Origin of the sequence: Cupriavidus gilardii, from assembly GCF_008801915.1 — a bacterium.
In the GTDB taxonomy this organism is placed as follows: Bacteria; Pseudomonadota; Gammaproteobacteria; order Burkholderiales; family Burkholderiaceae; genus Cupriavidus; species Cupriavidus gilardii.
In genome coordinates, this window is the sequence record NZ_VZOV01000016.1 from 98782 (window position 1) to 124525 (window position 25744).

Below are 25744 nucleotides of genomic sequence, written 5' to 3' on the forward strand. Positions count from 1 at the left end.
GCCATGCTGGCGCGCGTGGCACACGTCGCCGGCCAACTCAGGAAAGGACCCATGAAAGTCGGAAAGCTGCTGGTCCTGCTCGGTGGCGCGGCAATGGGCATCGCGCCCGGTGCGATTGGCGCCATTCAAATCGGCTGGGAGCCCAGGCAAGAGCTCAGCAGTAACTGGTGGCTGCAGTGCGGTGGCGTGCCGGCTCCTGCCGCGCCCGCGATGTGGCCTGCCGTGGACCATGAATGGGAAAGCAGGTCGCTGGACTGTACAGCGCAGCGGGACAAGGAAACCCCGCAGTATGCGCTTGCCGTGAACCCCCGGCACCGCTTATTCAAGCACGGCAACGGCGCCGCGGCGCCATCGAATACTGCCAAATCTAAGCCGTCGCGAGAGGCGAAGCGACAAAACCGTGACTGCGGCCAGCCCCGACCGGCGCCACCGCAATAGTCTAGACGTTCCCCCTTTTTCGGTACGCGCTTTCCGCGTGTGCCAACGCAGTCTCAACCTGTGCCACCGAGCCAAAGGAGATCTCGAAGATGAAAAGCAAACTTGTCGTTGCAAGCCTGATTGCCGCGGTATCGCTTACTGCCGCCGCGACCGATTTGAGCACGGTCGTGAAAACCTATGAGCTCAAAGACGGATCAAAAGTCCACGTTTTCAAAGACGGCAAGATGGGCATGGAGAACAAGTACGGCAAGTCCGTCAGCATGCCAGAAGGCAAGGTCATGGAGACCAAAGACGGTAGCAAGATCCTGATGAAGGGCAATGAGGTGTTCCGTCTGGACGACGCCCTCATCAAAGGTCACCGCGAAGGCGGCTAAGCGGGCGACCTGACACGGGCTCTGAGCAAGCGGGCGCCGTGCAGTGCCCTTGCTCGGAGCCCGTCCGGGCCGCTTGCCATGCTCAGCGTCACCCACGCGGCCCGAGCGATGAGCGAGCGCTGCATTATTTCTCAGCGTACACGGACACGCTAAGCGACCGAGAGGCCTGCAGTGTCAGGGCATGGCGACCATGAGCAGGGATGCGCAGCGATACCGGGCGCGTTCCGGGCATCGCGTGTCCGGCGTCATCCTGGGAAATCACTACGGTGACCTCGGCTGGCTCGTTGCGGGGATTGTCCAAAACCAGCACACACCCCTCCCCCGCACCAAGTGTTCGGCGCCAGGTCGCGTTGACCCGCGCCCCGACGTCGATCAGCCACTCCGTAGGGCGCGGCTCGGCCAGGCCACCGGGCACGAAAGCGGCAGGACCCCGATCAAGATCCAAAATGGGGGCGTGCGCCAACGCAGAAGCGCTAAGACTAACAAGCAACGCCGATAAGCCGGTTCGGATCAGATTCAATCGAAGTCTCCCTAAAAAAGAACTGGACGCAGGCTGTCTTCGTGGGATCTGACGGCCAGCATCATGACGCGGCATGCCACCTGGCACCTGGAAAGAACGGGGCGCTCCTGTTGACCCAAGGCGGCAACGCGATTGATTCTAGGGCGGCCGGTCTGTCACAGAGATTACGAGAACATGACAAGACATCATCCCGCCATCGCGCACTCTCCTGTCGTCTACTTCCCATTAGCCCAGCGCGAGCGCATGCCTGCTAACTCCGTGGGAATGGGCGACCGCTGCGCGCTGCACAAGTTGCATCCGCCCCAACAATGTAACCGGCTTGCAATGTCGCAGTAAGCTTGGTCTCACTAGACTTCAGTGCCTATCGAATACCAATAACGTGGCGAACTGGAGACGCTATGAAAAGAAGAAAGATGACCGCCGCTGGCATGCTGCTGGGGTCGCTGTCATTGGGGGCTTATGCGCAGACGAGTGTCACGCTATACGGCGTCGCCGATGTCGGCATCGAATATTTATCGAATGTGCCATCGTCGAGCGGCGGCACCAACCAGGTGCGCATGTCGGCCGGCAATATGTCGACCTCGCGTTGGGGCTTGCGGGGTACGGAAGATCTCGGCGGTGGCCTCAAAGCGGTGTTCGAACTGGAGAGCGGCTTCGCCCTTGATACCGCGCAGTCGAGTAGCGCCGGCCGGTTATTTGACCGGGGCGCACTGGTCGGGCTGTCCAGCCCATATGGTCAGCTGACCCTTGGTCGCCAGACCACGGTGCTATACGACACCGCCATTCAGTTTGATCCGATGGGTTTCGCGCCGCGATACTCGCTTTTCAAGAGCGACGATACCATTGCCGGTCGCGCGGACAATTCCGTCAAGTACAAGGGCACGTTTGGCGGCGTGACCGCCATGGCACTGTACAGCTTCGGCCGCACTGGCGGCGGCGAAGTCCCCGGCGAGCTGAAGGTGGACCGGGAGATGAGTGCGGGTCTGGTGTATTCGACTGGACCGCTTTCCCTGGGCGCCCTGTACGACGAGTACCAGGGGTCAACCGTTGCATCGCAGGGGCAAAAGGACCGGCGCGCGTTAGTGGGGATCAGCTATGGGATCGGACCAGCAAAGCTGTATGCCGGATATCGTTGGCTCAACGGAAATATCTCGAGCGCGGTAAGCGCAATGCGCTCCAACTTGTATTGGGCAGGCCTGCGTTATCAGCTGACCTCGGCGCTGTCGCTCACCGGCGCAGCGTACTATACCGATGTGCGGGGTTCCGGCGCCGATCCGCTGATGTTCGTGGCCTCGACCGATTACGCGTTTTCCAAACGCACCGACATGTACTTCAATGTCGGCTATGTCCGTAACAAAGGTGGCTCACAGTTGGGCTTGAACGGCTTTAACGCCAGCAGTGGCGCGCCGGTCAATGTCGTGCCGGGCGACAACCAGACCGGTGTCGTGCTGGGTCTACGCCATAAGTTTTAAGCAAAGCCGCCTGAATACCTGTTGATCCGGCACACAAATAGGGGACGTTCTCGAGAGGGTTAGTCAGATGATGCATGACAAAATCGACTCGAGGACGCTGTCGGTCGACGCGTTGAACGAGCGGCGACGGCGAGCGGTGAGAATGCGGCTTCAAGGCGTGAGCGTGAACGAGGCGGCGGCGCAGTGCGAGCTGACGCGCGCGACGGTGAGTGCGGCATTCAAGGCGTATGAAGCGGGCGGCTGGAAGGCGGTGGACACTACGCGGCCGGGACGACCCCGCGGCATTGGACGCACGCTGACGGCCGAGCAGGAGAGTGAAGTGCTGCGCCTGATTCGCGACCGTACGCCCGATCAGATGAAGATGGGGTACCCGCTGTGGCAGCGCCAGGCGGTGGCAAAACTGATCCGCGATCGCTACGGCATCGAACTCGCTGCACGCACCCTAGGTCTTTACCACGAACGCTGGGGCTTCACGCCGCAGAGGCCGATCCAGAAGGCCTACGAGCCGCCAGCGGCAGTGAAGAAGTGGCTCGATGAGGAGTATCCGGTCATTTTAGCGAGCGCCAAGGCAGAAGGCGCCGAGATCCATTGGGGCGATGAGACCGGCTTGCGCAGCAACGACGTACGCATGCGCGGCCATGCTGCGCAAGGCCAGGCGGCGGTGGTACGGGCGAACAACGAGTGCCATGGCTTGTCGGTCATCTCCAGCGTTACCAACCAGGGAACGATGCGCTGGAAGATATTCGACGGCGCGCTCAATTCCGACATCCTGATCAAGTTCGTGAAACGGCTGGTCAAGGGTATTAAGCGCAAGGTCTACCTGATCCTGGACAATCTGCGCGTGCATCACAGCAAGCCCGTAAAGGCGTGGTTGGCCGAGCACAAGCACGAAATCGAAGTCTTCTACCGGCCAAGCTACAGACCCGAACTCAACCCCGGACGAGAGGGCCTTCGCCGACCTCAAGCCGGCCGTCACAACGCTGGCGCCGGCGCGCACCAAGCTGCAACTGGTCAAGGCGACGTCCATGTACCTGTGAAGGTGTCAACGACAGCCCGAGCGGACCAAAAGCGAGTTTCGAGCCCAAACCGCTTCGTGATGCCGCATGAGATTCTAGATACAATGCCGGATCAATAGGTTGAACGGTCCTTTTACCGAAGGACCACTAGCCACGGCGCCGCAACGCCGTGGCTATTTTTATGCGGCGACGCGCTGGAGGCCAACCGTCTAGCTCCGGGCGGCGTTTCGCTGGCGGGGAAACGTCAAAATGAAGCGCGTAGTGCCTTCCGACGATTCCGCCGAAATCTGGCCCCCGTGCGCAAACATGATGGCTTGCGTGATGGAGAGACCCAGTCCCACGCTTTCGGACTCCGCACGGGTCCTTGATTTGTCGGCACGGAAAAAGCGGTCGAATAGCGATGGCAGCAACTCGGGACTGATTTCCTCGCCCTCATTCTCGACTACGATCGACGTGCTGCCGCCCTGCTCGCGCGTCTCGACCCGGATCTCTTTGCCGGACGGCGTATAGCGTAGAGCGTTCGAGAGCAGATTGCTGAGCGCTCGGCGTAACATCAGACGGTCGCCGGTAATTTTCGCCTGCCCATCAAGCCGTAGATTGACGCCCTTGTCCTCTGCCAGCGCGTCGTAGAATTCGAACAGCGCCTGTACTTCATCAGCCACGTTGATCGCTTCCTCATTCGGCAGTGTGATGCCGTGCTCCATCTTGGCCAAGTACAGCATATCGGACACCATGCGCCCAAGCCGCTGCAATTCCTCGGCATTCGAGGCCAGGACCTCTCGATATTTGGCGGCATCTCGCGGCTGCGATAGCACGACATGCGTCTGCGTCATCAGGTTGGTGATGGGCGTGCGCAGCTCATGCGCCAAATCGGAGGAGAATTCCGAGAGCCGCCGAAAATCATCCTGCAGTCGCTCCAGCATCGCGTTTAACGTGATCGCCAGATCTGCCATCTCGACCGGCACGGCTTCGACCGGCATGCGCGCATCCAGTTTGTTCGCGGTGACGCCCTTGGCGCGTGAGACCATCATGCGCAGGGGTGCGAGCCCGCGTCGCGCCGCCCACCAACCAAAGAGACCGCTGGCGAGCACCGCCAATGTGGTATAGAAGGCCAGCGAACGACGAAATGCATGCATGAAGTGCGCGTGGATTTCCGTGTCCATGCCGACCACGACGCGCAAAGGTGCAATGCGCGGGTCAGCCGCACCAACCTGCGCGCGCATGCCGCGATACTCCTGCTCGCCTTGCTGCCAGACGAAGGTATTGTCACGCGCCAATTCGCGCGGAATCGCCTCGAAAGCAATCGCAAAATCGAAGTCCTTGGTCGCATACAGCTTGTGGCCTTGTGCGGTCTGCACCTGCGCGACGAAGCCAGGATGGTGATCGACCATTTCCCGAAGCCGCTGGGGCAAGCGCTCGGCCGGCGTTTCCTGCGCGATCTTTTCGATCAGGCGAATATTGTCGCCGAGCACCACATAATCCTCGGTGGCGAAGTGGCGGTCCATCGCCAGCCAGATGAGAACGCCCAAGCCCAGCAGCACCACGGCAGAGCAGAGCGAAAACAGGATGGTCAGACGCATCGTCAGGGACAGGCGATGCGTCATGCCTGCTCCTCCGGCGCTTCCAGCACGTAGCCCATGCCGCGCACGGTCTGAATCAGCTTAATATCAAAGTCATCGTCGATCTTCGCCCGCAAGCGGCGAATGGCCACATCGATCACGTTGCTATCGCTGTCAAAGTTCATGTCCCAGACCTGGGAGGCAATCAACGAGCGTGGCAGCACCTCGCCGCGCCGGCGAGCGAGCAACTCCAGCAGCGCAAACTCCTTGCTGGTCAGCGTGATGCGGCGCCCGGCCCGCGACGCCCGGCGCCTGCCCAAATCCAGCACCAGATCGCCCACCTGAATGCGGTCCATCGCTAGCTGTACAGTACCGCGCCGCAATAGCGTACGTACGCGCGCCAGTAGTTCCGAGAACGCGAATGGCTTGACCAGATAGTCGTCAGCGCCCAACTCCAACCCCCTGACCCGATCGGCCACGCTGTCGCGGGCGGTCAGAAATAACACCGGAACCGGGTTGTCCGCGGCGCGGATCGTCTGCAAAATACGCCAGCCATCGAGATCGGGTAGCATGACGTCGAGGATAATCAGGTCGTACGCTTCGTTAAGCGCCAAGTGCTGTCCGTCCAGCCCGTTGGCGACCAAGTCGACCACGAATCCTGCCTCGGTCAGCCCCTGGCGCAGGTACTCGCCGGTCTTGGATTCATCTTCTACCACCAGCAGCTTCATCTTCGTGCCCTCCCCCTCGTCTTTCGGATTATGTGCCCGCCTGTTGGACCGGCTCTAATACGGGGTAGTCTACCGAGACGCTCTGTGGGTAACCCAGACCTTACCGGAATGTAATGTTTGGGTAAGTTGACGGTAGCCTCGCTGTCGTTACTCTCTTGCTGCCGCCTTCCGACGCGGCCATTCAAGCAAAAAGGACTATTTCATGCGACGTGATCGACCGTCTGGCCTTGTGCTGCCTAATCTGCCGCGCCGCCGTTTTGTACAGGGTCTGGCCGCCGGTGGCGTGATGGCGGGGCTGTCTGGCTTGGGCGGTGCGGCCTGGGCTCAGCCGTCAGGCCGACCGGCAGATGTCTTATCCGGCACAGCACCAGTGCTGCGCGGGACCGACTTCGACCTCGTGATCGGCGAGTCGGTGGTCAACTTCACCGGGACGCCACGCGTCGCGACCACCATCAATGGCATGTTGCCGGGGCCGACGCTGCGCTGGCGTCAAGGCGAAACGGTGACGATTCGGGTCACGAACCGGTTGCGCGAGCACACGTCGATTCATTGGCACGGGATCATTCTGCCGTTCGAGATGGACGGCGTGCCGGGGATCAGCTTTGCGGGCATTGCGCCGGGCGAGACCTTCACCTACCGCTTCAAGGTCGACCAGATTGGTAGCTATTGGTATCACTCGCATTCGGGCTTCCAGGAGATGACCGGCGTGTATGGCGGCATTGTCATCGATCCAGCCACCGGCGTGGATGGCGTGCGAGCCGATCGCGATTATACCGTGCTGCTCTCGGATTGGACCGACGAAGATCCGATGCGCGTGCTCTCGAAACTGAAGGTTCAGAGCGACTACTACAACTATAACCAGCCGACGGTTATCGATTTTTTCCGCGACGTCTCCAGTGAAGGGATGAAGAGCGCGCTCGCTAAGCGCAAGATGTGGAACGAGATGCGGATGAGCCCGACCGATCTGGCGGATCTCTCGGGCGCCACGCTGACTTACTTGATGAACGGCGTCACACCGGCCGGCAACTGGACCGGCGTGTTTAAGCCGGGCGAGAAGGTTCGTCTGCGGTTTATCAACGGCGCAGGCAACACGTTCTACGATGTGCGCATTCCCGGCCTCAAGCTTAAGGTCATCCAAGTCGATGGACAGAACATCGAACCGGTAACCGTCGATGAGTTCCGCTTCGGCCCGGGCGAGACCTGTGACGTGCTGGTCGAGCCGCGCGACGAGGCCTATACCATTTTCTCGCAGTCGATGGATCGCACCGGCTATGCCCGCGGCACCCTGGCAACTCGAGCCGGGCTGGCGGCACCGGTGCCCGCCGTGGATAAGCCGCAGTGGCTCACCATGGCCGACATGATGGGCAGTATGGGAGGCATGGGCGGCATGGATCACAGCGCCATGGGCGGAATGAGCCATGGCGGCATGGCCATGCAAGGCATGGACCACGGCTCGATGGGCATGCAAGGCATGAACCATGGCGCTATGGCCATGGATCACAGCCAGCATGCCATGGGTAGCATGTCGGGGGGCATGGCGACCGATGCGTCGCTGAAGGTGCCCAGCACCAAGGCGCGCCACGCCAAGACCGAGTATGGCGCCACCACCGATATGCGCGTTGACATGGCGCGCACCAACTTGGACGACCCGGGCATCGGTTTGCGCGACACCGGGCGCCGCGTCCTGACACTGGCCGATCAGCACACCATTGGCGGTCCGTTGGACAAACGCGGTCCCGGGCGCGAAGTGGAACTGCACTTGACCGGTAATATGGAGCGTTACTCGTGGTCCATCGACGGGGTGGAGTTCGGAAATTCGACGCCGGTGCACTTTAAGTATGGCGAGCGGCTGCGCGTCATTTTGCACAACGACACCATGATGACGCACCCAATGCACATGCATGGCATGTGGAGCGAACTCGAATCGCCGGATGGCGCCTTCCTCGCGCGTCGACACACGATCGCGGTGCAACCGGCGCAACGCATCAGCTTCCTCGTCACCGCCGACGCCTTGGGCCGGTGGGCCTGGCATTGCCACCTGATGTTGCACATGGACGCCGGGATGTTCCGCGAAGTGGTGGTGGCCTGACCCTAACCGATATGCACATGGAAAAACCAACAAGAACAGTACTTGCCGCCGTGCTTGCTTCCGCTGGCATGAGCGCAGCTTGGGCCCAGCACGCCCACACCGAAGCGGTTCCAACGCAAACTTCGTCGCCCGCCGTCGCGGAAAAGGCGAAGTCCATTCCGAAAGCAAAGTCTTCGGGCAAGGTTGGCGGCACCGCTGCCACCGACGGCCAGATGCAAGGCATGGACTCGATGCAGGGCATGGACCACAGCCAGATGCAAGGCATGGACTCGATGCAGGGCATGGACCACAGCCAGATGCAAGGCATGGACTCGATGCAGGGCATGGACCACAGCCAGATGCAAGGCATGGACTCGATGCAGGGCATGGACCACAGCCAGATGCAGGGCATGGGTTCGATGCAGGGCATGGACCACAGCCAGATGCAGGGCATGGGTTCGATGCAGGGCATGGACCACAGCCAGATGCAGGGCATGGGTTCGATGCAGGGCATGGACCACAGCCAGATGCAAGGCACGGGTTCGATGCAAGGCATGGATCATGGCGACATGCAGATGCAAGGGGGGAGCGCGCCCGCGGATGCGCGCGACCCGCACGGTTACTCAGGGGGCTATCAGCTCGGCGTGGGTCAATACGCCATTGGTCCGCACCGTTCGCTGCACATGGCAGACGAACACCTATTTGCCTCGGTACTCGTTGACCGGCTGGAATGGGTCAAGGGAAATGAGAGCAATGCCGCTGCCTATGAGGCGCAAGCGTGGATTGGCAGCAGCTTTAACCGCCTCGTGATCAAGGCCGAAGGCGAATCCGAGAGGCGCAAGATCCACGAGGCGCGGACCGAATTGCTGTGGGGTCATGCCATTGCCACCTATTGGGACACGCAGCTGGGTATCCGCAACGATGCCGGCTATGGCCGGCCAACCCGAAACTGGCTGGCCTTCGGTATCCAGGGCCTGGCGCCATACTGGTTCGAGGTCGACGCTACTGGCTATATCGGCACCGAAGGTCGCACTGCGCTGCGCCTGTCAGCCGAGTATGAATTGCTAATTACCCAGCGCCTGATCCTGCAACCCCGAATCGAGGCCAATCTTTATGGCAAGAACGATCCCGAGGTCGGCGTGGGCAGCGGGCTTTCCAGCGGTGCCGTGGGTCTGCGCCTGCGCTATGAGTTCAGCCGTCAGTTCGCTCCCTATATCGGCATTGAACGGTACCAAACCTTTGGCAATACCGCCGACATGGTTCGCACCGCCGGCGGCCGAAGTGGCGAAACCCGTTTTGTAGCGGGTGTTCGCATGTGGTTCTAACCACGTATTTCAATCCACACTCATATTTGGAGTTCACCATGCAAGCGCCCCGCTTCACCATTCGTGCCGCTCTGGCAGCCGCCGCTGTGCTGGCTAGTACTGCAGCCTTCGCCCATCCAAAGCTGGTATCGTCCATGCCCGCCGACAAGGCCGAGGTGGCGGCGCCGCAGAAGATCGAGCTGAAGTTTTCAGAGAACCTCGCGACCCAATTCTCCGGGGCCAGCCTCGTCATGACCAGCATGCCCGGCATGGCCAACCATGCGCCGATGAAAATTGCCGCCAAGGTTGCCGGCAGCGACGACCCCAAGACCATGGTGATCACCCCGGCCCAGACGCTGGCGCCTGGCAGCTACCGCGTCGATTGGCGTGCAGTGTCGTCCGACACGCACCCGATTAATGGCAACATCGCGTTCACCGTGAAGTGATCCGCCGATGGACTGGGCAACTGTTGCAGTGCGTTTCGCACTCTATTTCGACCTGACTGCACTGTTTGGTCTGCCGCTGTTTGGCTTGTACGCACTGCGCCGTGAGGAAATGGCGTCGCCAACGGGTGCGCGCTTTTTGACGCTTGGCGCGGCGGTCGCGGCCCTGGGCATCGTCCTGTCGCTGGCCAATATCACCATCATGGCCAAGGGCATGACCGGTGCCGCATCCTACGCCGAACTGCAAGGCCATGTCTTCGAAATGATTGTGACAGGCACCGCGTTTGGCGCGGCCTGGGTCGTGCGACTCGTTGCCCTGGTCCTCTGCGTGCTGGTCGCGTTGTTTGTCCGCAAACGGCCAGAACTTCAATTCTGGGTTCTGGCTGCAGCGGGCGGCGTCGCGCTGTCCACGCTTGCCTGGGGCGGCCATGGCGCCATGGATGATGGCATTCGACGCTACATTCACCTTGCCTCGGATATCGCGCATCTAATGGCCGCCGGCGCATGGGTCGGCGCTCTGCTCGCGTTCGTGTTGTTGTCGCATCCCTCTGCCACACCTGCCAAGGTTGCCCTACTGAGCCGCACCTCAAACGGCTTCGCTCAGGTGGGTATGATCGTTGTCGCAACCTTGGTCATTACCGGCGCAGTGAACTATTGGTTGATTGTCGGTCCGGTCTTGCCAGAACTGTCGCTGAACTCATACGGTGGACTGCTGGCGTCCAAGCTGGCGCTGTTCGGTACCATGCTCGCCCTTGCCGCGGCTAACCGTTTTCATCTGAGCCCGCGCCTGGAGCATGCCCTACGGACGGGCGACCATGCCGTCGCCGTTCGTACCTTGCGGCGCAGCCTGATGTTCGAGACCAGTGCGGCAACGCTCATTCTAGCTCTTGTCGCCTCGCTCGGCATCCTATCCCCCGCGGGCATGTAGCCACGTTTTCACGAACCGCGCAGCAAGGCTGCGCTTGTCTTGCTCTCAAACAACCGCCAAGGAGATGCCATGAAGACGCTCAAGTCGTTGCTGCTGGTGTTGGGGCTGTCGCCGATGCTGGTGTGGGCTGCCGGCAGCATGGAGGGCCATGCGAGCCCAGCTAGCGCCAGTAAGTCCGCTGCCGGTCAGCCGGGCAAGCCGGCCAAGGTCTCACGCACGGTTAACGTGACCATGAGCGACACGATGCGGTTCGCGCCCGACTCGATTCAGGTCAAGCGCGGTGAAACCGTGCGTTTTGTCGTGCGGAATGTCGGCAAAGTGGAGCACGAAATGGTGATCGGTACCGCCGCTGAGTTGAAAGAGCACGCGCAGATGATGCGCAGCATGCCTGATGCTAAGCACTCTATCCCGAACCAGATTATGCTCGCACCTGGCAAACAAGGCACACTGGTGTGGCAGTTCGACGGTCCTGGGACCGTCGACTTCGCTTGTCTGGTGCCGGGCCATTTCGAAGCCGGCATGGTCGGCAAGGTGGCCGTCAAGTAAAAAGCGCGACGACGGGTGCGTCCGGCGGCGAACAAAACGGCGCACCGATGCTGAGGGTTCGACAGCGTAGGTTGGGTCATGGTGCCGCCGTGGCGGACCCGTTTTCTTGCGCGTGATCCTCCCCACTTGGAAGCGTTGACTTGTGGGGCATGACGTGGACCACATTGTTACCTGTCCAGAATGTAACGTTTGGGCAACGTTATCGTTGGAATGCCCTGATTAGACTAGATCGTGCGGCAACTCGCGTTTGGGTGCCGGTAGCCTTGCCAGTTGCCCACAGATCAGCGCAGCACCAAGCTGCGTGCGTCCTTGGCGCGGGTGGAAGTCGGGTTGTCGCAAAGGCGGGTCCGTTAGACCTTGCCGCACATCGACAGGGAGTCTCATTATGACTACCACGCAGGCTTTACGGATCGCACTGGCACTCTCTGCCTTCGGCATGGCGTCGGCGTGTGCGCCTTTGCCACCTGCTAGGGCCGATTTGTATGGTACCGTCGCTGCCGTCGAGACGGCGACTCGGTCGATCACGCTGCGGCCAGGTGCGCGATACGTTAATGTCACCTCTGGAGAAACCGTTGCTTTCCGGGGCGCCAACCGCACGGTGGCTTGGACCTTTATGACCACAAGTAGTGGACGATCGGCAGTTGCGCTGAACTTCCTTTTGCCGGATCTGCCGGAAGCCAAAGGCATCACGGCCATCATCGCGCCAAGCCCGCTCTATCGGGGCAGCTCATGACGTATTGGTTGCTTACTGGACGCTGTGCCAGACGACCACTTCGACAGCCCTCCCCCACGCCGCATCCGGACCAGTAGGCGGTGGAACGTCCGCCTTGGTCCGCTGACTTGGCGCTTGCAGACCCGAGGGGCACCGCCGGGTCTAGCCATATCGCGGCATACTGCGCAACGCGCAACGCATAGCCTTCAGTGCGCAAGTGCGTTTGCAGACCAGCCTAATGCAATTTAGCGAGAGCATGCAAAAAGTCACTGCCCCGCGGCGTGATGTGCAGACGATCGCCGTAAGCCAATTTTTCCAGATGCACCAGCTGCCGCTCAATCAATGCCTCGATCGACGCGTGATCGAGGTCGGCGAGATTGGGGGCTGCGTCGTCGATCAGCATAAGGGTGGCCACTTCATGTGGTGTCAGCATCGTAGTCTCCAGGACCCCTAGAAGTGAATCGGCGGATGGTTCCGCTCTCGTGGCGACGCGTTTCAGCATTCATTCAATGACCGCCGTGCAGACACGTCAAGGTAAATCACCGGCGCTGGGTCTACCATATGGCAATGCTCGACTTTCCATAACGGCTATGAGACTCGTCTTTCACCGGCGAGGCCATCCAGACCAGCCCCTGCATGGCATGCGCTACTACTCGATCATTGGGGCGGCGCTGGTCGTGCTTGGGCTTTTGTATCTCTTCTGGACGACGTAAGGGGATTAGTGCGGCGCAGCGTTCGCCGATCTTCGCCCACGACGAGTCATCGGCGTAGCGGCACGCGTGTTCGAGCCGTTTCGACGGCGCGCGACCGCTGCTCGCATACAGCTGTGTGCCACGCGCGAGCGGGCAGGCAGGCAAGAGACAGAAATTACCAGGCGCGATCCAAGCGCCTGAATACCAGCAAGCCGGCCGCTCAACGCGACATGTTCGTCAGCTGTGGCGTACACACCGCGACAGCTCGTGCAGGGTCACTGCAGCAGCCCAGGCTAGGCTCGAAACGGACGTAGGCGCCATCGCTGACCGGAGCGCCTGCTTGCGGTGTTTGCTTGGGTCGCTACTTCGGGCTCGCATACTGCGCGGTCGCTTCGCGCTGCGCTACTGCCATTTTCTCAGGCCAAGTGCTCTTGATGTACGCGAGCACGGCAATGATGTCGTCATCCGACATCGACTGGCCGAAGGCTGGCATGTCACTGACATAGCCTCTCGGCGCGGTCACGCCGGCAACGAGCCCGTTCTTGGTGATGGCAAACAGCACCGCGTCCGCATGGTGCCAGGTATGACCCGATGCATCATGCGGGGGCGCCGGCATCCGGCCATTTGCGAGCCGCTCGCGCCAGTTAGGCTGGCCTTCGAGCTTGACGCCATGGCACGACGCGCAGGCCTGTGCGTACAGCTGCCTGCCGCGACCGAGCTGCGCGGCATCCGTGGCATCGATGCGCAGTTGGCGCCCTTCCCTGAGCGTCTGCGGTCCACCGGAGGGTGGCTCCAGATAGCGTTTCGCCTTGAGCGCGACCCCGGTGGCCGCCGCGGCGGCCACCACCAACACGCAGGCCACGATCCAGCGCGACTGAGTTGACTCTTCCATGTCCTTTGTCTGGCAGTTCTGAAGTTCTGGCAACGCTTACCCGCGCAGCCCCGCTGCAGTCCTAGTCTTTCGAGAATGGCTTGCCGCTAAAATCCACTGTCACAAGCTTTCCGTCCATCTGCCCCATGCCTGGCGAGTTTGCCGGCATGCCGGGCACTGCGACCCCTTTCAAGGTCGGCTTCGCAGCGAGCTTGCGCACCGCTGCTGCCGGCACGTGCCCCTCCACCACCTGCGCGCTGCCATCGATCACCGCGGTATGGCAGGAGCCGAACTGGGTCGGGACGCCGAGCCTGGCTTTGACCGCCGTCATGTCGGACGAATCAATGACCTTGGTCTGGATGCCGGCCTGGTTCACGTGTTTGACCCATTCTGCACAGCAGCCACAACTGGGATCCTTGTACACCGTTAGCGTCGGCGAGGCCGCTTGCGCGCCGGTGGCGGCCGCGAGCAATGCGGCAGTGGCCAAGAAATACTTCATGGATTCTCCGAAAAACATCATGTCAATAGACAAGTCAGCACCGGTCGAGTGCCTCATCGCCAGCTTAAATCTCTGCCTGCCGCAGGCGTAGCGCATTGGAGATCACCGAGGCCGAGCTCAGGCTCATTGCCAACGCGGCAATCATAGGCGAAAGCAGCAAACCGGTGAACGGGTACAGCACCCCTGCCGCTAACGGTACCCCGAGCGCGTTATAGATAAACGCGAAGCCAAGGTTTTGTTTCATGTTGCGAATGGTTGCCTCGGATAGCTCGCGTGCGCGCGCAATGCCACGCAGGTCGCCTTTGACCAACGTCACCTGCGCACTGTTCATCGCCACATCGGTGCCGGTGCCCATGGCGATGCCCACATCCGACTTGGCCAGCGCCGGGGCATCATTGATGCCGTCACCGGCCATGGCGACCACCGCTCCGCTTTGCTGCAGTTGGCTCACCAGTTGAAGCTTGTCCGCGGGCTTCACTTCGCCGTGGAACTCCGCAATGTCCAGCCTTGCGGCCACCGCCTTTGCCGTGGCCACGCCGTCGCCGGTGGCCATGACCACGCGGATGCCCTCGGCCTTCAGGGCCGCCAGCGCTTCGGGCGTTGAGCCTTTGACGGGATCCGACACCGCCAGCAGGCCGGCCAGACGGCCCTCGACGCCAAGATACATAACGCTCGCGCCTTGTGCGCGCAGCGTATCGGCTTGGGCGCGCAGCGCCTCGGTGTCGATGCCGTCGGCTTGCATCAGCGCCGTGTTCCCAATGGCGAGTGTCTTCCCACCGACCGTACCGCGCACACCGATGCCCGTGCTCGATTCAAAGTCCTGTGGCTTCTCCAGCGCCAAGCCACGAATGCGGGCCGCCTCCACCAGCGCCGCGGCCAGCGGATGTTCGCTGCCCTGGTCCAGGCTCGCCGCCAGCCGCAGGACCTCGTCGTCGGCATAGCCATTGGCGCCAATTGCACGCTCGAAGGCTGGCCGCCCCTCGGTCAGCGTACCGGTCTTGTCGACGATCAGGGTGTCGACCTTGCGCAGGTTCTCGATCGCGGCGGCATCGCGGAACAGCACGCCATTGGTGGCGCCCTTGCCGCTGGCAACCATGATCGACATCGGCGTGGCCAGCCCCAATGCACAGGGACAGGCGATAATCAAGACCGCAACTGCATTGATCAGACCGAACACCCAACTCGGCTGTGGACCGAACAGGCCCCAGGCAAAGAACGTCACCACGGCGACGCCGATGACGCCGAGCACGAACACGCCCGCGACCTTATCGGCCATGCGTTGCATCGGCGCCTTTGAGCGCTGCGCCTGCGCCACCATCTGCACGATCTGGGAGAGCACCGTTTGTGCGCCAACCTTCTCCGACCGGATGATCAGGCTGCCTGAGGTATTCATGGTGGCGCCAATAACGCGGTCGCCTTCGCGCTTGGTGACCGGCATCGGTTCACCGGTGATCATCGATTCGTCCACCGAACTGCTGCCTTCGGTCACGATGCCGTCGACGGGCACCTTTTCCCCGGGCCTGACGCGCAATAAATCGCCGACATGCACATGAGTGAGAGGCACATCCTCCTCGGCGCCATCGCGCCCGATGCGGCGCGCCGTCTTGGGCGCGAGCCCGAGCAACGATTTGATCGCCGCGGAGGTTTGCGATCGCGCCTTGAGTTCAAGCAGCTGGCCGAGCAGCGTCAACGAGATGATGACGGCCGCGGCCTCAAAGTACACGCCGATGCGGCCGTGGGCGGCAAAGGTCTGCGGGAACGCATCCGGTGCCACGGTTGCGACCACGCTATAGGCATAGGCCGCACCCGTGCCCAGACCGATCAGCGTCCACATATTGGGGCTGCGATGCAGAAACGACTGGATGCACCGCACGAAAAAGGGCCAACCCGCCCACAGCACCACCGGCGTCGACAGGACCAGTTCGACCCAGCTCTGCGTCGCCGCCTCCATCCACCCAAATCGATGCCCGAGCATGGCCAACACCGTGGTCACCACCGTCAACGGCAGCGTCCACCAAAAACGGTGCCGAAAATCCACCAGCTCCGGATTCTCGGTCTCGTCCAGGTCCGGCAACAGCGGCTCCAGCGCCATGCCGCATTTCGGACAGTTGCCGGGATGATCCTGCCGGATCTCGGGGTGCATCGGACAGGTGTAGATCGTGCCCGGCGGCCCCGATTCCGCATCCGGGGCGGCTGAAGGGGCCGCGGCAGGAGCTGCCGCAGCCGCGGCGTGCTTGGCCGGGTCCGCCTCGAACTTGCGCTGACACGATGCACTGCAAAAGTAATAGGGAATGCCAGCGTGTTGGGTCTGGAATGCCGAGTCGGCCGACACCACCATGCCACAAACCGGATCTTTGGCGGTGCCGACGCCCGACACTGGGCTGTCGTGCGGCGCACCGTGGCGATGGGAATGGTGCTGGTCAGCATGCGCGCCAGGACCGGGGCTTGTTGCCTTGTCAGGGTGCCCCGCTTTCGGTGGGTGGCGCTGGCTGCTGGGTTCATTCATGGAAGGCCTCCTGTTAGTCGTGGCGCTGTCCGTCCACCGGGTCGCCGCCTTCTTTTGAAGGCGCGCTGCGCCCGTGGCCGCCATGGAATAGATGCATCAACGGGCACAATAACACTAGCGCAAATGGCAGCCAGGAAGCAACCGCACTCCAACGCGGCATCCCGAGCGCGATGGCGATGACGATCGCCACGGCGGCAAGGACGATCCCCCAACGCAGCGACCAGCGAAACCGACGGATTTGGCCGGCGTTGGCGCCATGATGCGTCGATTGGGCATGACATGCTTTCATGACAGACTCCTTACCATGACGGGAAGCTGACCGGCAGCCAATCGCCGCACTCAGCTTTCTTGTGATAACGGTAGAGCTTCCGATAATGGGAAGGTCAAGCCGGTTCGCGTCAACAATGCGCCAGGTCAAAAGGCCTCACGGTGATACACTGCCCGGCAAAATGCACACCATGACCGACACCATCCGCATCCTCATTGAGCGCTGGAAGACCGATCCCGCCGGCGCCTATCAAACCTGGTTTCTTTGGCCGGAGCGGCTGAAGAATTTCCGCTCGATTCGGCGTGGCATCGGCGCGGTGGTCGACGAGATCCAGGCCGGTACATTCGGCAACGCGTATCGGGGCTCATCGCTCGAGACCGTGGTGTCTTCAATCGCAGAGCAACGGCAGATTTTCAAAGGCGCGGATCACGCCTTTCTGTGGAAGCCAAAACTGCGCATTCCAGATATCTATGAGCATGCCGACAATCAGCGTGCTTTTGCCAGACTGCTCCATACCTGCAACTGCTGTGACACCGAATCCGAAGTCCTTGATGCGATTCGCCAGCTGAGCAGCCTCGGCATCAAGGGTCTCGGGCCGGCGGCGGCCAACCTGCTGTATTTCATTCATCCCACGCTGGTGATGCCATTCAATACCGCGATTGTCAATGGCTATAACGCCCTGACAGGCTCGTCGGTCAAGCTTGGCAAATGGGATCACTATCTGGCGATGCGCGAGGGGGTGCTCGCCCTGAATCAGCGTTATCGGGATTTGCTCTCCAATGACCTTGGCGCGATCGCGGGCCTGCTGTTTGACATCGGCATGCAGCGCTATCCGCTGCCACCGCGGCAAGCGCAGGCCCACGATGTGGCCGTCTGGCAGCAGGAACTGGCCAAGGTGCGCGAGCAGGCTGCCGCGCTTGCCAGGCAGATTCAGCTGGGGCAGGCCGAAGACGCCACCCATACCGAAGTGCAGGGATGGCTGCGCGATCTCGGCAAGTCGCTCGGCTTTGCCGTTTGGATTGCCACCAACGACCGAAGTCGGCTGTACAACGGCGAGCCCTTGAGCCAGGGCTGTCTCTCAACGTTGCCGCCGGCGCTGCTGGTGGCGGGAGGCGATACCGTTCCATGGATTGACACCGTCTGGCTAAATGCCACCACCCTTGAGGTCGAAGCCGCCTTTGAAGTCGAACATACCACCTCGATCTATTCCGGTATCGTGCGCTTGCTGGATCTGGCCCTCGGCTCCGACCCGTCCGCCCGCAAGCATCTGTTCCTGGTCGCGCCGGATGATCGCGAAGACGACGTGCGCGCGCAATTGAGCCGCCCGGCTTTTAGCCGCGTCTCGGCACTCAATATCCGCTATGTCCCCTATTCCAGCCTGCGCGAGCATCGCGAAAGCATTGCGCGCTTTGGCAGTGGCTTAAAGCCGATCGAGGCCATCGCGAGACAGTTGTGAGTCCGGTCCTGGCGGTGGTCGGCGACGGCGCGAGCAAGCTTTCGGGCCCTGGTGCGGCGCGGCGCTGCCTAGCCGCACGTCGGCCCGCAGCCCCCACGCGAGTAGCAAGCTGACCGCCCACGCCACCCAGAGGGTTGCGAGCGTGTGCGACAGGAAGTGCGCGCCCTGCGCCATGCGCGCCGCGCCAAGCGTGCCGCCCAGCAGCAGTCCGCCAGCCAGCCCAACCCACGCCCAGCGACGGCCGGCAGGACGCAATGCGATCCCCCAGACGACCCAGAGAAAGCCGGTGGCCGCATGACCGGCAGGAAAGCATTGTCCCGGCTTGACGTCTGCCGGCAGCGGATCCAGCAACCGCATATAGGGCAAGCTGCCGCCGAATTGAGCCATGTCCCAGGGACAGTGGCGTCCCGTCATGAGCTTCAGGAGCGTGACGCTCAACGGGATCACCACCATGCCCGCACCGGCAAGCAACGCATTGCGACGCGGCAGCCAAGGCAGACGCCCCCGCCAGCCCAGCCAGCAGACACCCATGGCCGCGGCTACGGCGACGTAAGTGAGCCACTTCGCGCCCTTGTGGAGCACCGCTTCAAATAGCCAGTGCTGGCGCAACGGGAAGACCGTCCGACCGACATCGTAGAAACGGCCCTCGAGCCAGAGGTCGAGTTCGGTGCGCTGGAACACGTAGGCCAGCACCAGCGCGGCCGATGCCAGCATCCACCATTGCTGGCGCAGCCAACGCTGACTGGCGGGCGTCTGAACCAACGGCATTTCTCTCATGGGGGCATTATCCGTTGCGGCAGCGTGCCGACAAATCCATGGTGGCATCCCGGGTCTGGGTGCGGATATCCAGCAGGCCCAAGACCGTGGAGAATAAGTGGTCATGCGTGGCGGGTTCGCGCGCACGCGCCCGCAGGCAGGAGACATCGAGCCGCATGCGCTGGGCGAATGAGGCGGAGAACCACATCACCATCGGTACCTCGGTCTGCTCCCGCGGAGCAATCGCGTAAGGCATGCCATGCAAGAACAGTCCGCGCTCTCCCAGCGACTCGCCATGGTCTGATACATAGATCATGGCCGTGTCATAGCGCGCCTCGAGTTGTTCGAGCCAGTCGATGGTGCGTGCGAGCACATGATCGGTGTACAGCAATGCATTGTCGTACGCGTTGCGAATTTGCTCTGGGGTACAGCGCGAGAGATCATCGGTGTCGCAAGTCGGACCGAACTGCGCGAATCGGGCCGGATACCGCCGGTAGTACGCGGGACCATGATTGCCAAGTTGGTGCAGGACCACGACCAAGCTGCCAGGTAGCTGGTGCCGCAATGCTTCCGCCCCGGCTAACAACACTTCATCCAGGCAGCGGTCGCGATCGCATAACGCCGACATAGCCTGAGGATCCGGCTGCCACGTGGGCAGGCCTGCACAGACGCCTTTGCATCCCGATTGATTGTCTGCCCACCCCACCTTCAGTCCCGCTCGTCCGATGACGTGTAGCAATGACTCGCTGGCCTTGATGGCATCTTCGTCGTAATTGCGACGTCCCTGGGACGAGAACATACAGGGCAGAGAGACCTCGGTATTGGTGCCGCAACTGGTGACTTGAGCGAAATTGATCACAGCGCGCTGCGCCAGGTTCGGCGTCGTGTCATGAGGCGACCTGCCACTGAGCCCCCAGTTCGCCGCTCGTGCGGTTTCTCCCACGACCATCACGAAGAGCAGGGGCTTGTTGTGCTCGCCCCAGCTAGCGCCGAGCCGGGCATCGGTGCCCACCGGCTGGCGCGGCCGGTTCGCGATACTGGCATCGCGTGCCAGCGCCCCGCTAAAGGCGTACACTACATTGACCGGCGCGAGCAGATAGCGGATCTCCTTATGATTGCGCATCTGGGCTGCGAAATCCTTAAACACCAAGGACAGCGTCCCCACGCCGACAACAACGGCCACCAACATCGCGACCACGCGCAGGCCAACGCTTCGCGTCAGTGAACGCTGGCGCAGCGTCACCCAGGGCAACAACAACAATGGTGGTAGTGCCAAGAGCGCGATGCTGCACATCATACGCAGCGTTAGCAACTCGCGAGCTTCCGCCACGTCGGTGCGCAGCACATTGCGGGCCATGCTGGGGTCAAGGTAGATGCCGTATTGACCCATGAAATAGCTGGCACCGGCGGCCACTACGACCAAAATTGTCAGCAACGGTTTGGCCGTCCAGCGGTTTATGAACGGCGCCAGCAGCACAAAATGCGCCGTGACCAGCGCGGTGCCCACTGCCACGCCGTAGCCCAGATCACGGAGCCCGCTCAACGTCCGTTCGGCGAATAGCGCCCGCCAGAACGGACCGTTCAGGACGAGAACAAAGTATAGGCAGAAGCCGAGTAGCAAGGTCTCGACGCCGACCTCCAGACGCCAGGGGCGACCCACCTTTGCGCGCGCGCCGCTTGGTGGTGTGTCGGGCGAAGCCGGGTCACGGCGCGACCGGTTTAGATTCGGTTCCATCATTGGCGCATGGCGCGAAAGGCGGGACATTACCAGCCCCAGGCGTTGCAGTACGCAACGCTGTGTTGAGCCAGTGGTGGACAAAAAGAATCGCGCCGAAGGCGCGATGATGACTCGCTGGGCTGGGTGCGGTCCGACCGCTGCAGCCTATGCCGTCTGCCTAGATCAGGGCCTGGTCCGACCCGAGCCGGCGCATCGGCAAGGCTGAATCTCGGCGCGTGCGCAAGCACGATAACGGGTATCGGGACAGTTTCCCCGATACCCGCCCCGCGTCAACGCACCGGCCCACCGAGCGGCCCATCGCCCCGGCGAGTCGGCGCGTTGCCGAGATTTAGGCGCCGTCGCTGAACGTGTCGCGAGGGCCTACGGCGTGGCTACCGTCTGTGAACGGGTCCCGCGTGCCCATGGCGTGACTGCCATCGGTGAACGGATCGCGCGTGCCCATGGCATGCGCTCCATCGGTAAAGGGATCGCGCGGCGAATTGACGCCAGCGTTCGCGATGCCCGCGACGCCACCAAGGGTTGCCACGGTCAATGCCACCAAGGCAGTCTTCTTCAATGTACGCATTCTATTTCTCCTTGTTTCGATAGTGGCTCAGTGAGCCTGCATTTGCAGTGTAGAAAGATGTACCCCACCAGGGCCTGACGACAAAATTACAAATGTGTCATGTTGTCACTCCCGGCAAACCGGCCATTCTTAGCCACCGGTAAAGAGCTTGCTGCGCTCGATATAGACGCGCACGCCTTGGGCGTTGGGCATTGCCGGGAATAGGACGCCAAGATCCACGGATTTTCCTTGAACAAATTCGGCGAACGTCCAGGTGGCCTGCTGCGCGCCGCTGCGGAAGGTAACGGTGTCGCCGGAGGCCACATTGACAGACTTCAGGCCGGGAGCGAGAGTCACCGCGCGTGCGGCCGTGTTCGCCGGCGCCAGGCTACCGAAGAGCGTCGCCTGCGGCCCCAATGGGGTAGCAGCCTGCGCCGTAGCCATTGCGCTGGGCACTGTGAGCGATGCCGATGAGCTGGCTTGGTCGGCGGCTTGCCGCCGCACGTGCTCCGCCCAGTTGTCGCCCGCATTGGTTCTGGTCTGGTCCGCACTCCACGCCGGTGAACTGGATAGGACGGAAACGGCCGCCAGCGCCAATGCGGTCAAAGCGGTCAAAGCGGTCTTCTTGGTGTTCATGATGCGCTCCATAACGTTTCGAGGCGTAACCTCTTAAGTGTCATGGTAGGCAACCGGCACTCACGCGGACGTTACTCGCGAATTACATCCCCGTAAGCTTTCCCGCATCCATCTGCGCCGCAGAAATGGGTACTTCGGCGAGGTGAACGACCTGGATAGCCAGGCGCGAGGGCCGCGCCTGCGACGCTGCCCTGACGGCCGCGCGAACCGAGGCATTTGGGAAGAACCCAAGCCGACGCGTCCGCTCTTGCGCCACAGACGAGCCTGGCGAAGGCTTGAGACGCGGCCCGCGGCGTCCTCGTCATTGACGTTAAACGCCGCGATGGGCCCACGCGTGACTGCGTCCTCTACAAAGTCCAGCCCTTCTTCCTGGCCACCAGCAGCAGCGAGCCGCCTGCCGGGAAACGCAAACCGGCCCGTATTAGGTTGTGCTCGAGGGTGCAAACACCCCCGAGCATGCCGTTCATGGCCGCCCCAATGCGAAACCCGTCGTCCATGGCATCGCCGGGCGGCTTGGCGCGCTGCCACACCCGGGAGATGGCCATCGCAGGCAGCAGCAGCGTCATGAAGGAGGTGACGTCCACGATTTCGAACCCGGCCGCCTCCACTTTCTTCACCAGTTCTTGGCGCGTATAGCGCCGCTTATGCTTGGCCGCATCGTCCATATGGCTCCACAGCGACGGATGCTGGGGCACTGTCAATACGATTCCCCCATCATTCCTGCAGGCCCGGTACATCTCCGCTAATACTTGAGCGTCGTCGTCGACGTGTTCGATGACGTCAAACGCCCCCATGACATCGAAGGCTTGGGCAAAGGGAATGGCACGGGCATCCATTTGCAACAATTGAGCTTTGCATTTGCGCTGTCCCTGCATCAGGGCGCGCAACGATGCCTCGCCGCCGACCAAGCGTGCACGCGGGAAGCGGGCCTGGATCGCGCGCAGGTTCTCCGCGGTTCCGCAACCGACGTCCATGAAAGAGCGCAAGGCCGGAAAGTAGCGCTGCAGCGCGTCCAGGATCAGTTTGCGGCGATAGACGAACCAGAAGTGCGTCGCTTCGAGCTTCTCGTACTCGACAAAGAGCGGTTCGTGAAAGCCATCATGGTCGACCATCATGGCAGGTGCTAGGCAGAGCACGCCAGCCAGAACACGGGGCTGCCAACCGCACGCGCTGCACGCCCACACGTCAATTTTGAGCGGGGCCTTACATTGATTACAGATGCGCATCGCTGTCTCCAATATGTGCGCGCGCGCGACATCGCACGCCGCACCATAATTGCCCTACCTTGCTCTCGCACAGGAACGAGCGCAGGCAGGTTTGTTTCGTCTTCGGTCAGGCCGAAGGACGACATCTACGAAGGTGGAGGTAGCCAGCCCAGGAGTTGCTTGGGCGGCGTCAGAGATGGGGGGAAGGCGGGCGCAGCAGCGTTTCAGGCGTTGTGCTGGCAAATATCCACAGCAGAGACGCCGGTAGCATGCTGTTCATGGACAATGCTTGGGTCCCCGAGAAGGCAAAGATGGCAAGTGTCGAGGCGGCCGAGCAGGCAGAACACGCATGACAACCGCGCCCCTTGCCGCGCTCTTTGCTTGCCGGACAGTGATGCGACCTCGGATCGCAGTGTGCGTCGGCCTGGTCGGCGCTCGCCTCGTCAGCGACGTCGATGGTGGCAAGGATGGCGAAGAGACCGGCGCCCTGCCGCAACTCGGTCAGCTCGCCGCACGAAAGAGTAGCCGCTGCGCCAACGTTCTGAATCGGCAATACCAATACAACGAGCCAAAGCGATAGGTGGCGCAACAGCCTTCTCATCCGGCGGCATCAAGCATCAATTGAGTCGGGAGTCTATACGAGCCGCCTGTCAGTAGAATGACGTGGACATGACAGACGCGGCGCTTCTCCTGATTTTTTCAACGGACGCCGGCGTCACGGTAACGAACAAAGCCTAGAAGCGATGCCTCTGATGAAAGCATCCGTATCATGCGGGAGTCCCCCGCTCCGGCTACCGGTGTCGGCACGCCAGCGGGCAATCAATAACAGGCGAGTGCGTCAGTGGTCGCGTGAACCGTGAGCGGCATTGTGCCAGCGGCGCTCAGGCTCACGTCGCCCATGTTCGATGCCGTGGCGCGGCTGGCGATGCGACTCGCGCGGCGCAGTGCCATGCCCGTACGAGGGCTGCGCATCATGTACCACCGCAACCGCGGGCACGACGTGCACAGCGGCAGGCGCCGGCCGTGACGGGTAGAGGCCTGCCCGACCATAGCCCTCATGCGTGTAGCCATGCGTCTGCGCATTGGCGTAACTGAACCCGATGACCAGCGCGGTGCCGACTAGGATGGGAAGCTTTTTCATATTTTCTCCTTTGCGTGCGTAGAGGGTGGGAGCATACGACTTCTACATTGCCGGCAGTGTTCGCGTTTCCCTACAAATGTGAGCGGTTGTAACGGCATTACCCCAGCAATGACGCGCGAGTCGAACTCGATGACTGCCGCGTAATGGTTGGGTAATGATGGCGGCAATTTCCAAACGGGAACGCTTGCTGCCATTCCCGGGCCAAGACAACACAGAAAAAATTCCTGCACGTAATGGTCGCGTAATACTAGCTGGTCGTGAATGTCGCAATCTCCTGCCGATGAACATCACTAGGACGAAAGCCCAACCGAACATGGATGGCCAGCATGTAATGGTTGGGTCATCGCATAGCAATGTGAAGTAAGGTCGCTGAAAGATGGCACGCTGCGGGGCCCTTCTGCAAAGGCAGATCTTGGTGCAAAAGCAATCAGAACCTAGATTCACGATAACGGCATTGCCGTTTGCACACCGCTTCGCTGGCTTCCCGGTCGTGTCGCGCCCTGAACCACCGCAACGGACTCTCGTCATCTAGGGCAAAGGAGAAATCATGCGTGTCTTATTACTCATTACCGTCATGTTGGCCGGGTGCGCGACCGTCGCAGAACGTACCGCGCACGCCGAGCGCGATATGGAGACCTCATTACGCGTTGAGGGCCCCGCTTGCGAAAAGCTCGGCTATCAGAAAGACTCGGATCCGTGGCGTGACTGCGTGTTACGCCTCAGTGCCGGAAGTGGACCGTGTATGCATCGACGGTTTTGAAACGCATGCCCCGCGTATGGCGGGGCAATTCGCGGCGAGTTCGTTCTCTACACCCGACGCCTAGCGGCTGCGGATGGGTGGCGCTTACCGGTCGTTTTCAATCGAAGCGCGACGCCAGCCTGCGCACTGCTTGACCTTACCCCCGTGGGAAGGTCCATAGTGCAAATGAGGACGGCATCGCGGCGATCACGCCTTGGCCGTACCACGCATCCAGCGGGGAAAGCATGACGACTGCAACGCCACGTTATTTGATGACGTGTTCGCTGCGTTCCGTCTGGCCTGCGCACAGCAGCAGTACAGCGTGGCCGAGCACCTGCTGGCTGCCCTGGAACAATTGGCCGGCGACAACCATCGCATGCTCGACGAGGTCTACCTGTCGTTCGCGTCGACCTGCCCTGCAGGCAACGCGCTGTCGGACTCAACCGTGCCGCGCGCAAGATGAAGTTCTATACTCAATATGGTTCCCGCGACGGCGCTACTCGGCTCGGAGAGGTCCAATGCGTAAGCCTATGAATCGCCTTTGGCGTCTCGTCGTGCTCCTGACCCTGGCGCTGGCTTTGCCTC

The 25744-nt window shown here is 61.7% G+C and carries 25 protein-coding genes and 1 pseudogene; 12 read left to right on the forward strand and 14 right to left on the reverse strand.

Features of this window, described 5'->3' with window-relative positions; translation table 11 throughout:
- Nucleotides 1–51 precede the first annotated feature (51 nt).
- The 4 genes and pseudogenes from F7Q96_RS18435 (at nt 52) to F7Q96_RS18450 (ending at nt 3911) form a co-directional block, all read left to right on the forward strand.
- On the forward strand, nt 52–438 hold the full coding sequence (locus tag F7Q96_RS18435; RefSeq protein ID WP_116322066.1) for a hypothetical protein: 387 nt from the start codon (nt 52–54) through the stop codon (nt 436–438).
- A gap of 89 nt (nt 439–527) precedes the next feature.
- The gene (copK, locus tag F7Q96_RS18440) at nt 528–812 is read left to right on the forward strand and encodes a periplasmic Cu(I)/Cu(II)-binding protein CopK (protein WP_053821780.1); all 285 of its coding nucleotides are present in this window, start codon (nt 528–530) and stop codon (nt 810–812) included.
- A 918-nt stretch (nt 813–1730) separates the two neighbouring features.
- A complete protein-coding gene (locus tag F7Q96_RS18445; protein ID WP_053821779.1) occupies nt 1731–2804 on the forward strand; it encodes a porin in 1074 nt (357 codons plus the stop codon).
- 70 nt (nt 2805–2874) lie between these two features.
- Nucleotides 2875–3911: pseudogene (locus F7Q96_RS18450) on the forward strand (IS630 family transposase).
- 118 nt (nt 3912–4029) lie between these two features.
- Here F7Q96_RS18450 and F7Q96_RS18455 read toward each other — a convergent pair.
- Both F7Q96_RS18455 and F7Q96_RS18460 read right to left on the reverse strand, forming a co-directional pair.
- A complete protein-coding gene (locus F7Q96_RS18455; RefSeq protein WP_151023058.1) occupies nt 4030–5424 on the reverse strand; it encodes a heavy metal sensor histidine kinase in 1395 nt (464 codons plus the stop codon).
- The gene (locus F7Q96_RS18460; protein WP_053821777.1) at nt 5421–6107 is read right to left on the reverse strand and encodes a heavy metal response regulator transcription factor; all 687 of its coding nucleotides are present in this window, start codon (nt 6105–6107) and stop codon (nt 5421–5423) included. The genes F7Q96_RS18455 and F7Q96_RS18460 overlap by 4 nt, the downstream gene beginning before the upstream one ends.
- 202 nt (nt 6108–6309) lie before the next feature.
- Here F7Q96_RS18460 and F7Q96_RS18465 point away from each other — a divergent pair, with 202 nt between their 5' ends.
- From F7Q96_RS18465 to F7Q96_RS18495, 6 genes are all read left to right on the forward strand, one after another.
- Nucleotides 6310–8196: a copper resistance system multicopper oxidase gene (locus F7Q96_RS18465; protein WP_053821776.1), complete on the forward strand. Its 1887-nt coding sequence runs from the start codon at nt 6310–6312 to the stop codon at nt 8194–8196.
- A gap of 17 nt (nt 8197–8213) precedes the next feature.
- A complete protein-coding gene (locus F7Q96_RS18475; RefSeq protein ID WP_223819834.1) occupies nt 8214–9500 on the forward strand; it encodes a copper resistance protein B in 1287 nt (428 codons plus the stop codon).
- 38 nt (nt 9501–9538) lie between these two features.
- Complete coding sequence (gene copC / locus F7Q96_RS18480; protein WP_053823086.1) at nt 9539–9925, forward strand: copper homeostasis periplasmic binding protein CopC; 387 nt, start codon at nt 9539–9541, stop codon at nt 9923–9925.
- A gap of 7 nt (nt 9926–9932) precedes the next feature.
- Complete coding sequence (gene copD / locus F7Q96_RS18485; protein ID WP_053821775.1) at nt 9933–10850, forward strand: copper homeostasis membrane protein CopD; 918 nt, start codon at nt 9933–9935, stop codon at nt 10848–10850.
- 69 nt (nt 10851–10919) lie between these two features.
- Nucleotides 10920–11396 (forward strand): cupredoxin domain-containing protein, encoded by a 477-nt coding sequence (locus tag F7Q96_RS18490; protein WP_053821774.1) that lies wholly within the window; start codon nt 10920–10922, stop codon nt 11394–11396.
- 385 nt (nt 11397–11781) lie between these two features.
- Nucleotides 11782–12129 carry a CzcE family metal-binding protein gene (locus F7Q96_RS18495; RefSeq protein WP_082371461.1) on the forward strand — a complete coding sequence of 116 codons (348 nt, stop codon included), beginning with the start codon at nt 11782–11784 and terminating at the stop codon, nt 12127–12129.
- 214 nt (nt 12130–12343) lie between these two features.
- Here the strand turns inward: F7Q96_RS18495 and F7Q96_RS18500 are convergent, their stop codons facing one another.
- From F7Q96_RS18500 to F7Q96_RS18520, 5 genes are all read right to left on the reverse strand, one after another.
- Complete coding sequence (locus F7Q96_RS18500; RefSeq protein WP_082371627.1) at nt 12344–12541, reverse strand: hypothetical protein; 198 nt, start codon at nt 12539–12541, stop codon at nt 12344–12346.
- A gap of 620 nt (nt 12542–13161) precedes the next feature.
- A complete protein-coding gene (locus F7Q96_RS18505; RefSeq protein ID WP_395896956.1) occupies nt 13162–13725 on the reverse strand; it encodes a c-type cytochrome in 564 nt (187 codons plus the stop codon).
- 28 nt (nt 13726–13753) lie between these two features.
- Nucleotides 13754–14170 carry a DUF411 domain-containing protein gene (locus F7Q96_RS18510; protein ID WP_053823085.1) on the reverse strand — a complete coding sequence of 139 codons (417 nt, stop codon included), beginning with the start codon at nt 14168–14170 and terminating at the stop codon, nt 13754–13756.
- A gap of 64 nt (nt 14171–14234) precedes the next feature.
- Complete coding sequence (locus F7Q96_RS18515; RefSeq protein ID WP_151023060.1) at nt 14235–16676, reverse strand: heavy metal translocating P-type ATPase; 2442 nt, start codon at nt 16674–16676, stop codon at nt 14235–14237.
- 13 nt (nt 16677–16689) lie between these two features.
- The gene (locus F7Q96_RS18520; RefSeq protein WP_115737203.1) at nt 16690–16965 is read right to left on the reverse strand and encodes a DUF2933 domain-containing protein; all 276 of its coding nucleotides are present in this window, start codon (nt 16963–16965) and stop codon (nt 16690–16692) included.
- 169 nt (nt 16966–17134) lie between these two features.
- On the opposite strand from F7Q96_RS18520, the gene F7Q96_RS18525 reads away from it, so the two are divergent.
- Entirely contained in the window at nt 17135–18400 is a 1266-nt protein-coding gene (locus F7Q96_RS18525) for a type II restriction endonuclease (protein WP_151023062.1), read from the forward strand.
- On the opposite strand, the gene F7Q96_RS18530 is transcribed toward F7Q96_RS18525, so the two are convergent.
- From F7Q96_RS18530 to F7Q96_RS18560, 7 genes are all read right to left on the reverse strand, one after another.
- Entirely contained in the window at nt 18365–19177 is an 813-nt protein-coding gene (locus F7Q96_RS18530) for a phosphatase PAP2 family protein (RefSeq protein WP_082371458.1), read from the reverse strand. The genes F7Q96_RS18525 and F7Q96_RS18530 overlap by 36 nt on opposite strands.
- A gap of 7 nt (nt 19178–19184) precedes the next feature.
- On the reverse strand, nt 19185–20921 hold the full coding sequence (locus F7Q96_RS18535; protein WP_151023064.1) for a phosphoethanolamine transferase: 1737 nt from the start codon (nt 20919–20921) through the stop codon (nt 19185–19187).
- Nucleotides 20922–21222: 301 nt separating this feature from the next.
- Nucleotides 21223–21459, reverse strand: coding sequence for a hypothetical protein (locus F7Q96_RS18540; protein WP_115737205.1), 237 nt, complete (start codon nt 21457–21459; stop codon nt 21223–21225).
- 129 nt (nt 21460–21588) lie between these two features.
- Complete coding sequence (locus F7Q96_RS18545) at nt 21589–22074, reverse strand: CzcE family metal-binding protein (protein WP_115737295.1); 486 nt, start codon at nt 22072–22074, stop codon at nt 21589–21591.
- Nucleotides 22075–22421: 347 nt separating this feature from the next.
- The gene (locus F7Q96_RS18550) at nt 22422–23189 is read right to left on the reverse strand and encodes a class I SAM-dependent methyltransferase (RefSeq protein WP_232348068.1); all 768 of its coding nucleotides are present in this window, start codon (nt 23187–23189) and stop codon (nt 22422–22424) included.
- Nucleotides 23190–23469: 280 nt separating this feature from the next.
- A complete protein-coding gene (locus tag F7Q96_RS18555) occupies nt 23470–23868 on the reverse strand; it encodes a hypothetical protein (protein WP_115737207.1) in 399 nt (132 codons plus the stop codon).
- Between the two features lie 249 nt (nt 23869–24117).
- On the reverse strand, nt 24118–24420 hold the full coding sequence (locus tag F7Q96_RS18560) for a hypothetical protein (RefSeq protein WP_115737208.1): 303 nt from the start codon (nt 24418–24420) through the stop codon (nt 24118–24120).
- A gap of 953 nt (nt 24421–25373) precedes the next feature.
- Between F7Q96_RS18560 and F7Q96_RS18565 the strand changes: the two genes are divergently transcribed.
- Nucleotides 25374–25622, forward strand: coding sequence for a hypothetical protein (locus tag F7Q96_RS18565; RefSeq protein ID WP_151023066.1), 249 nt, complete (start codon nt 25374–25376; stop codon nt 25620–25622).
- The last annotated feature ends 122 nt before the right edge of the window (nt 25623–25744 follow it).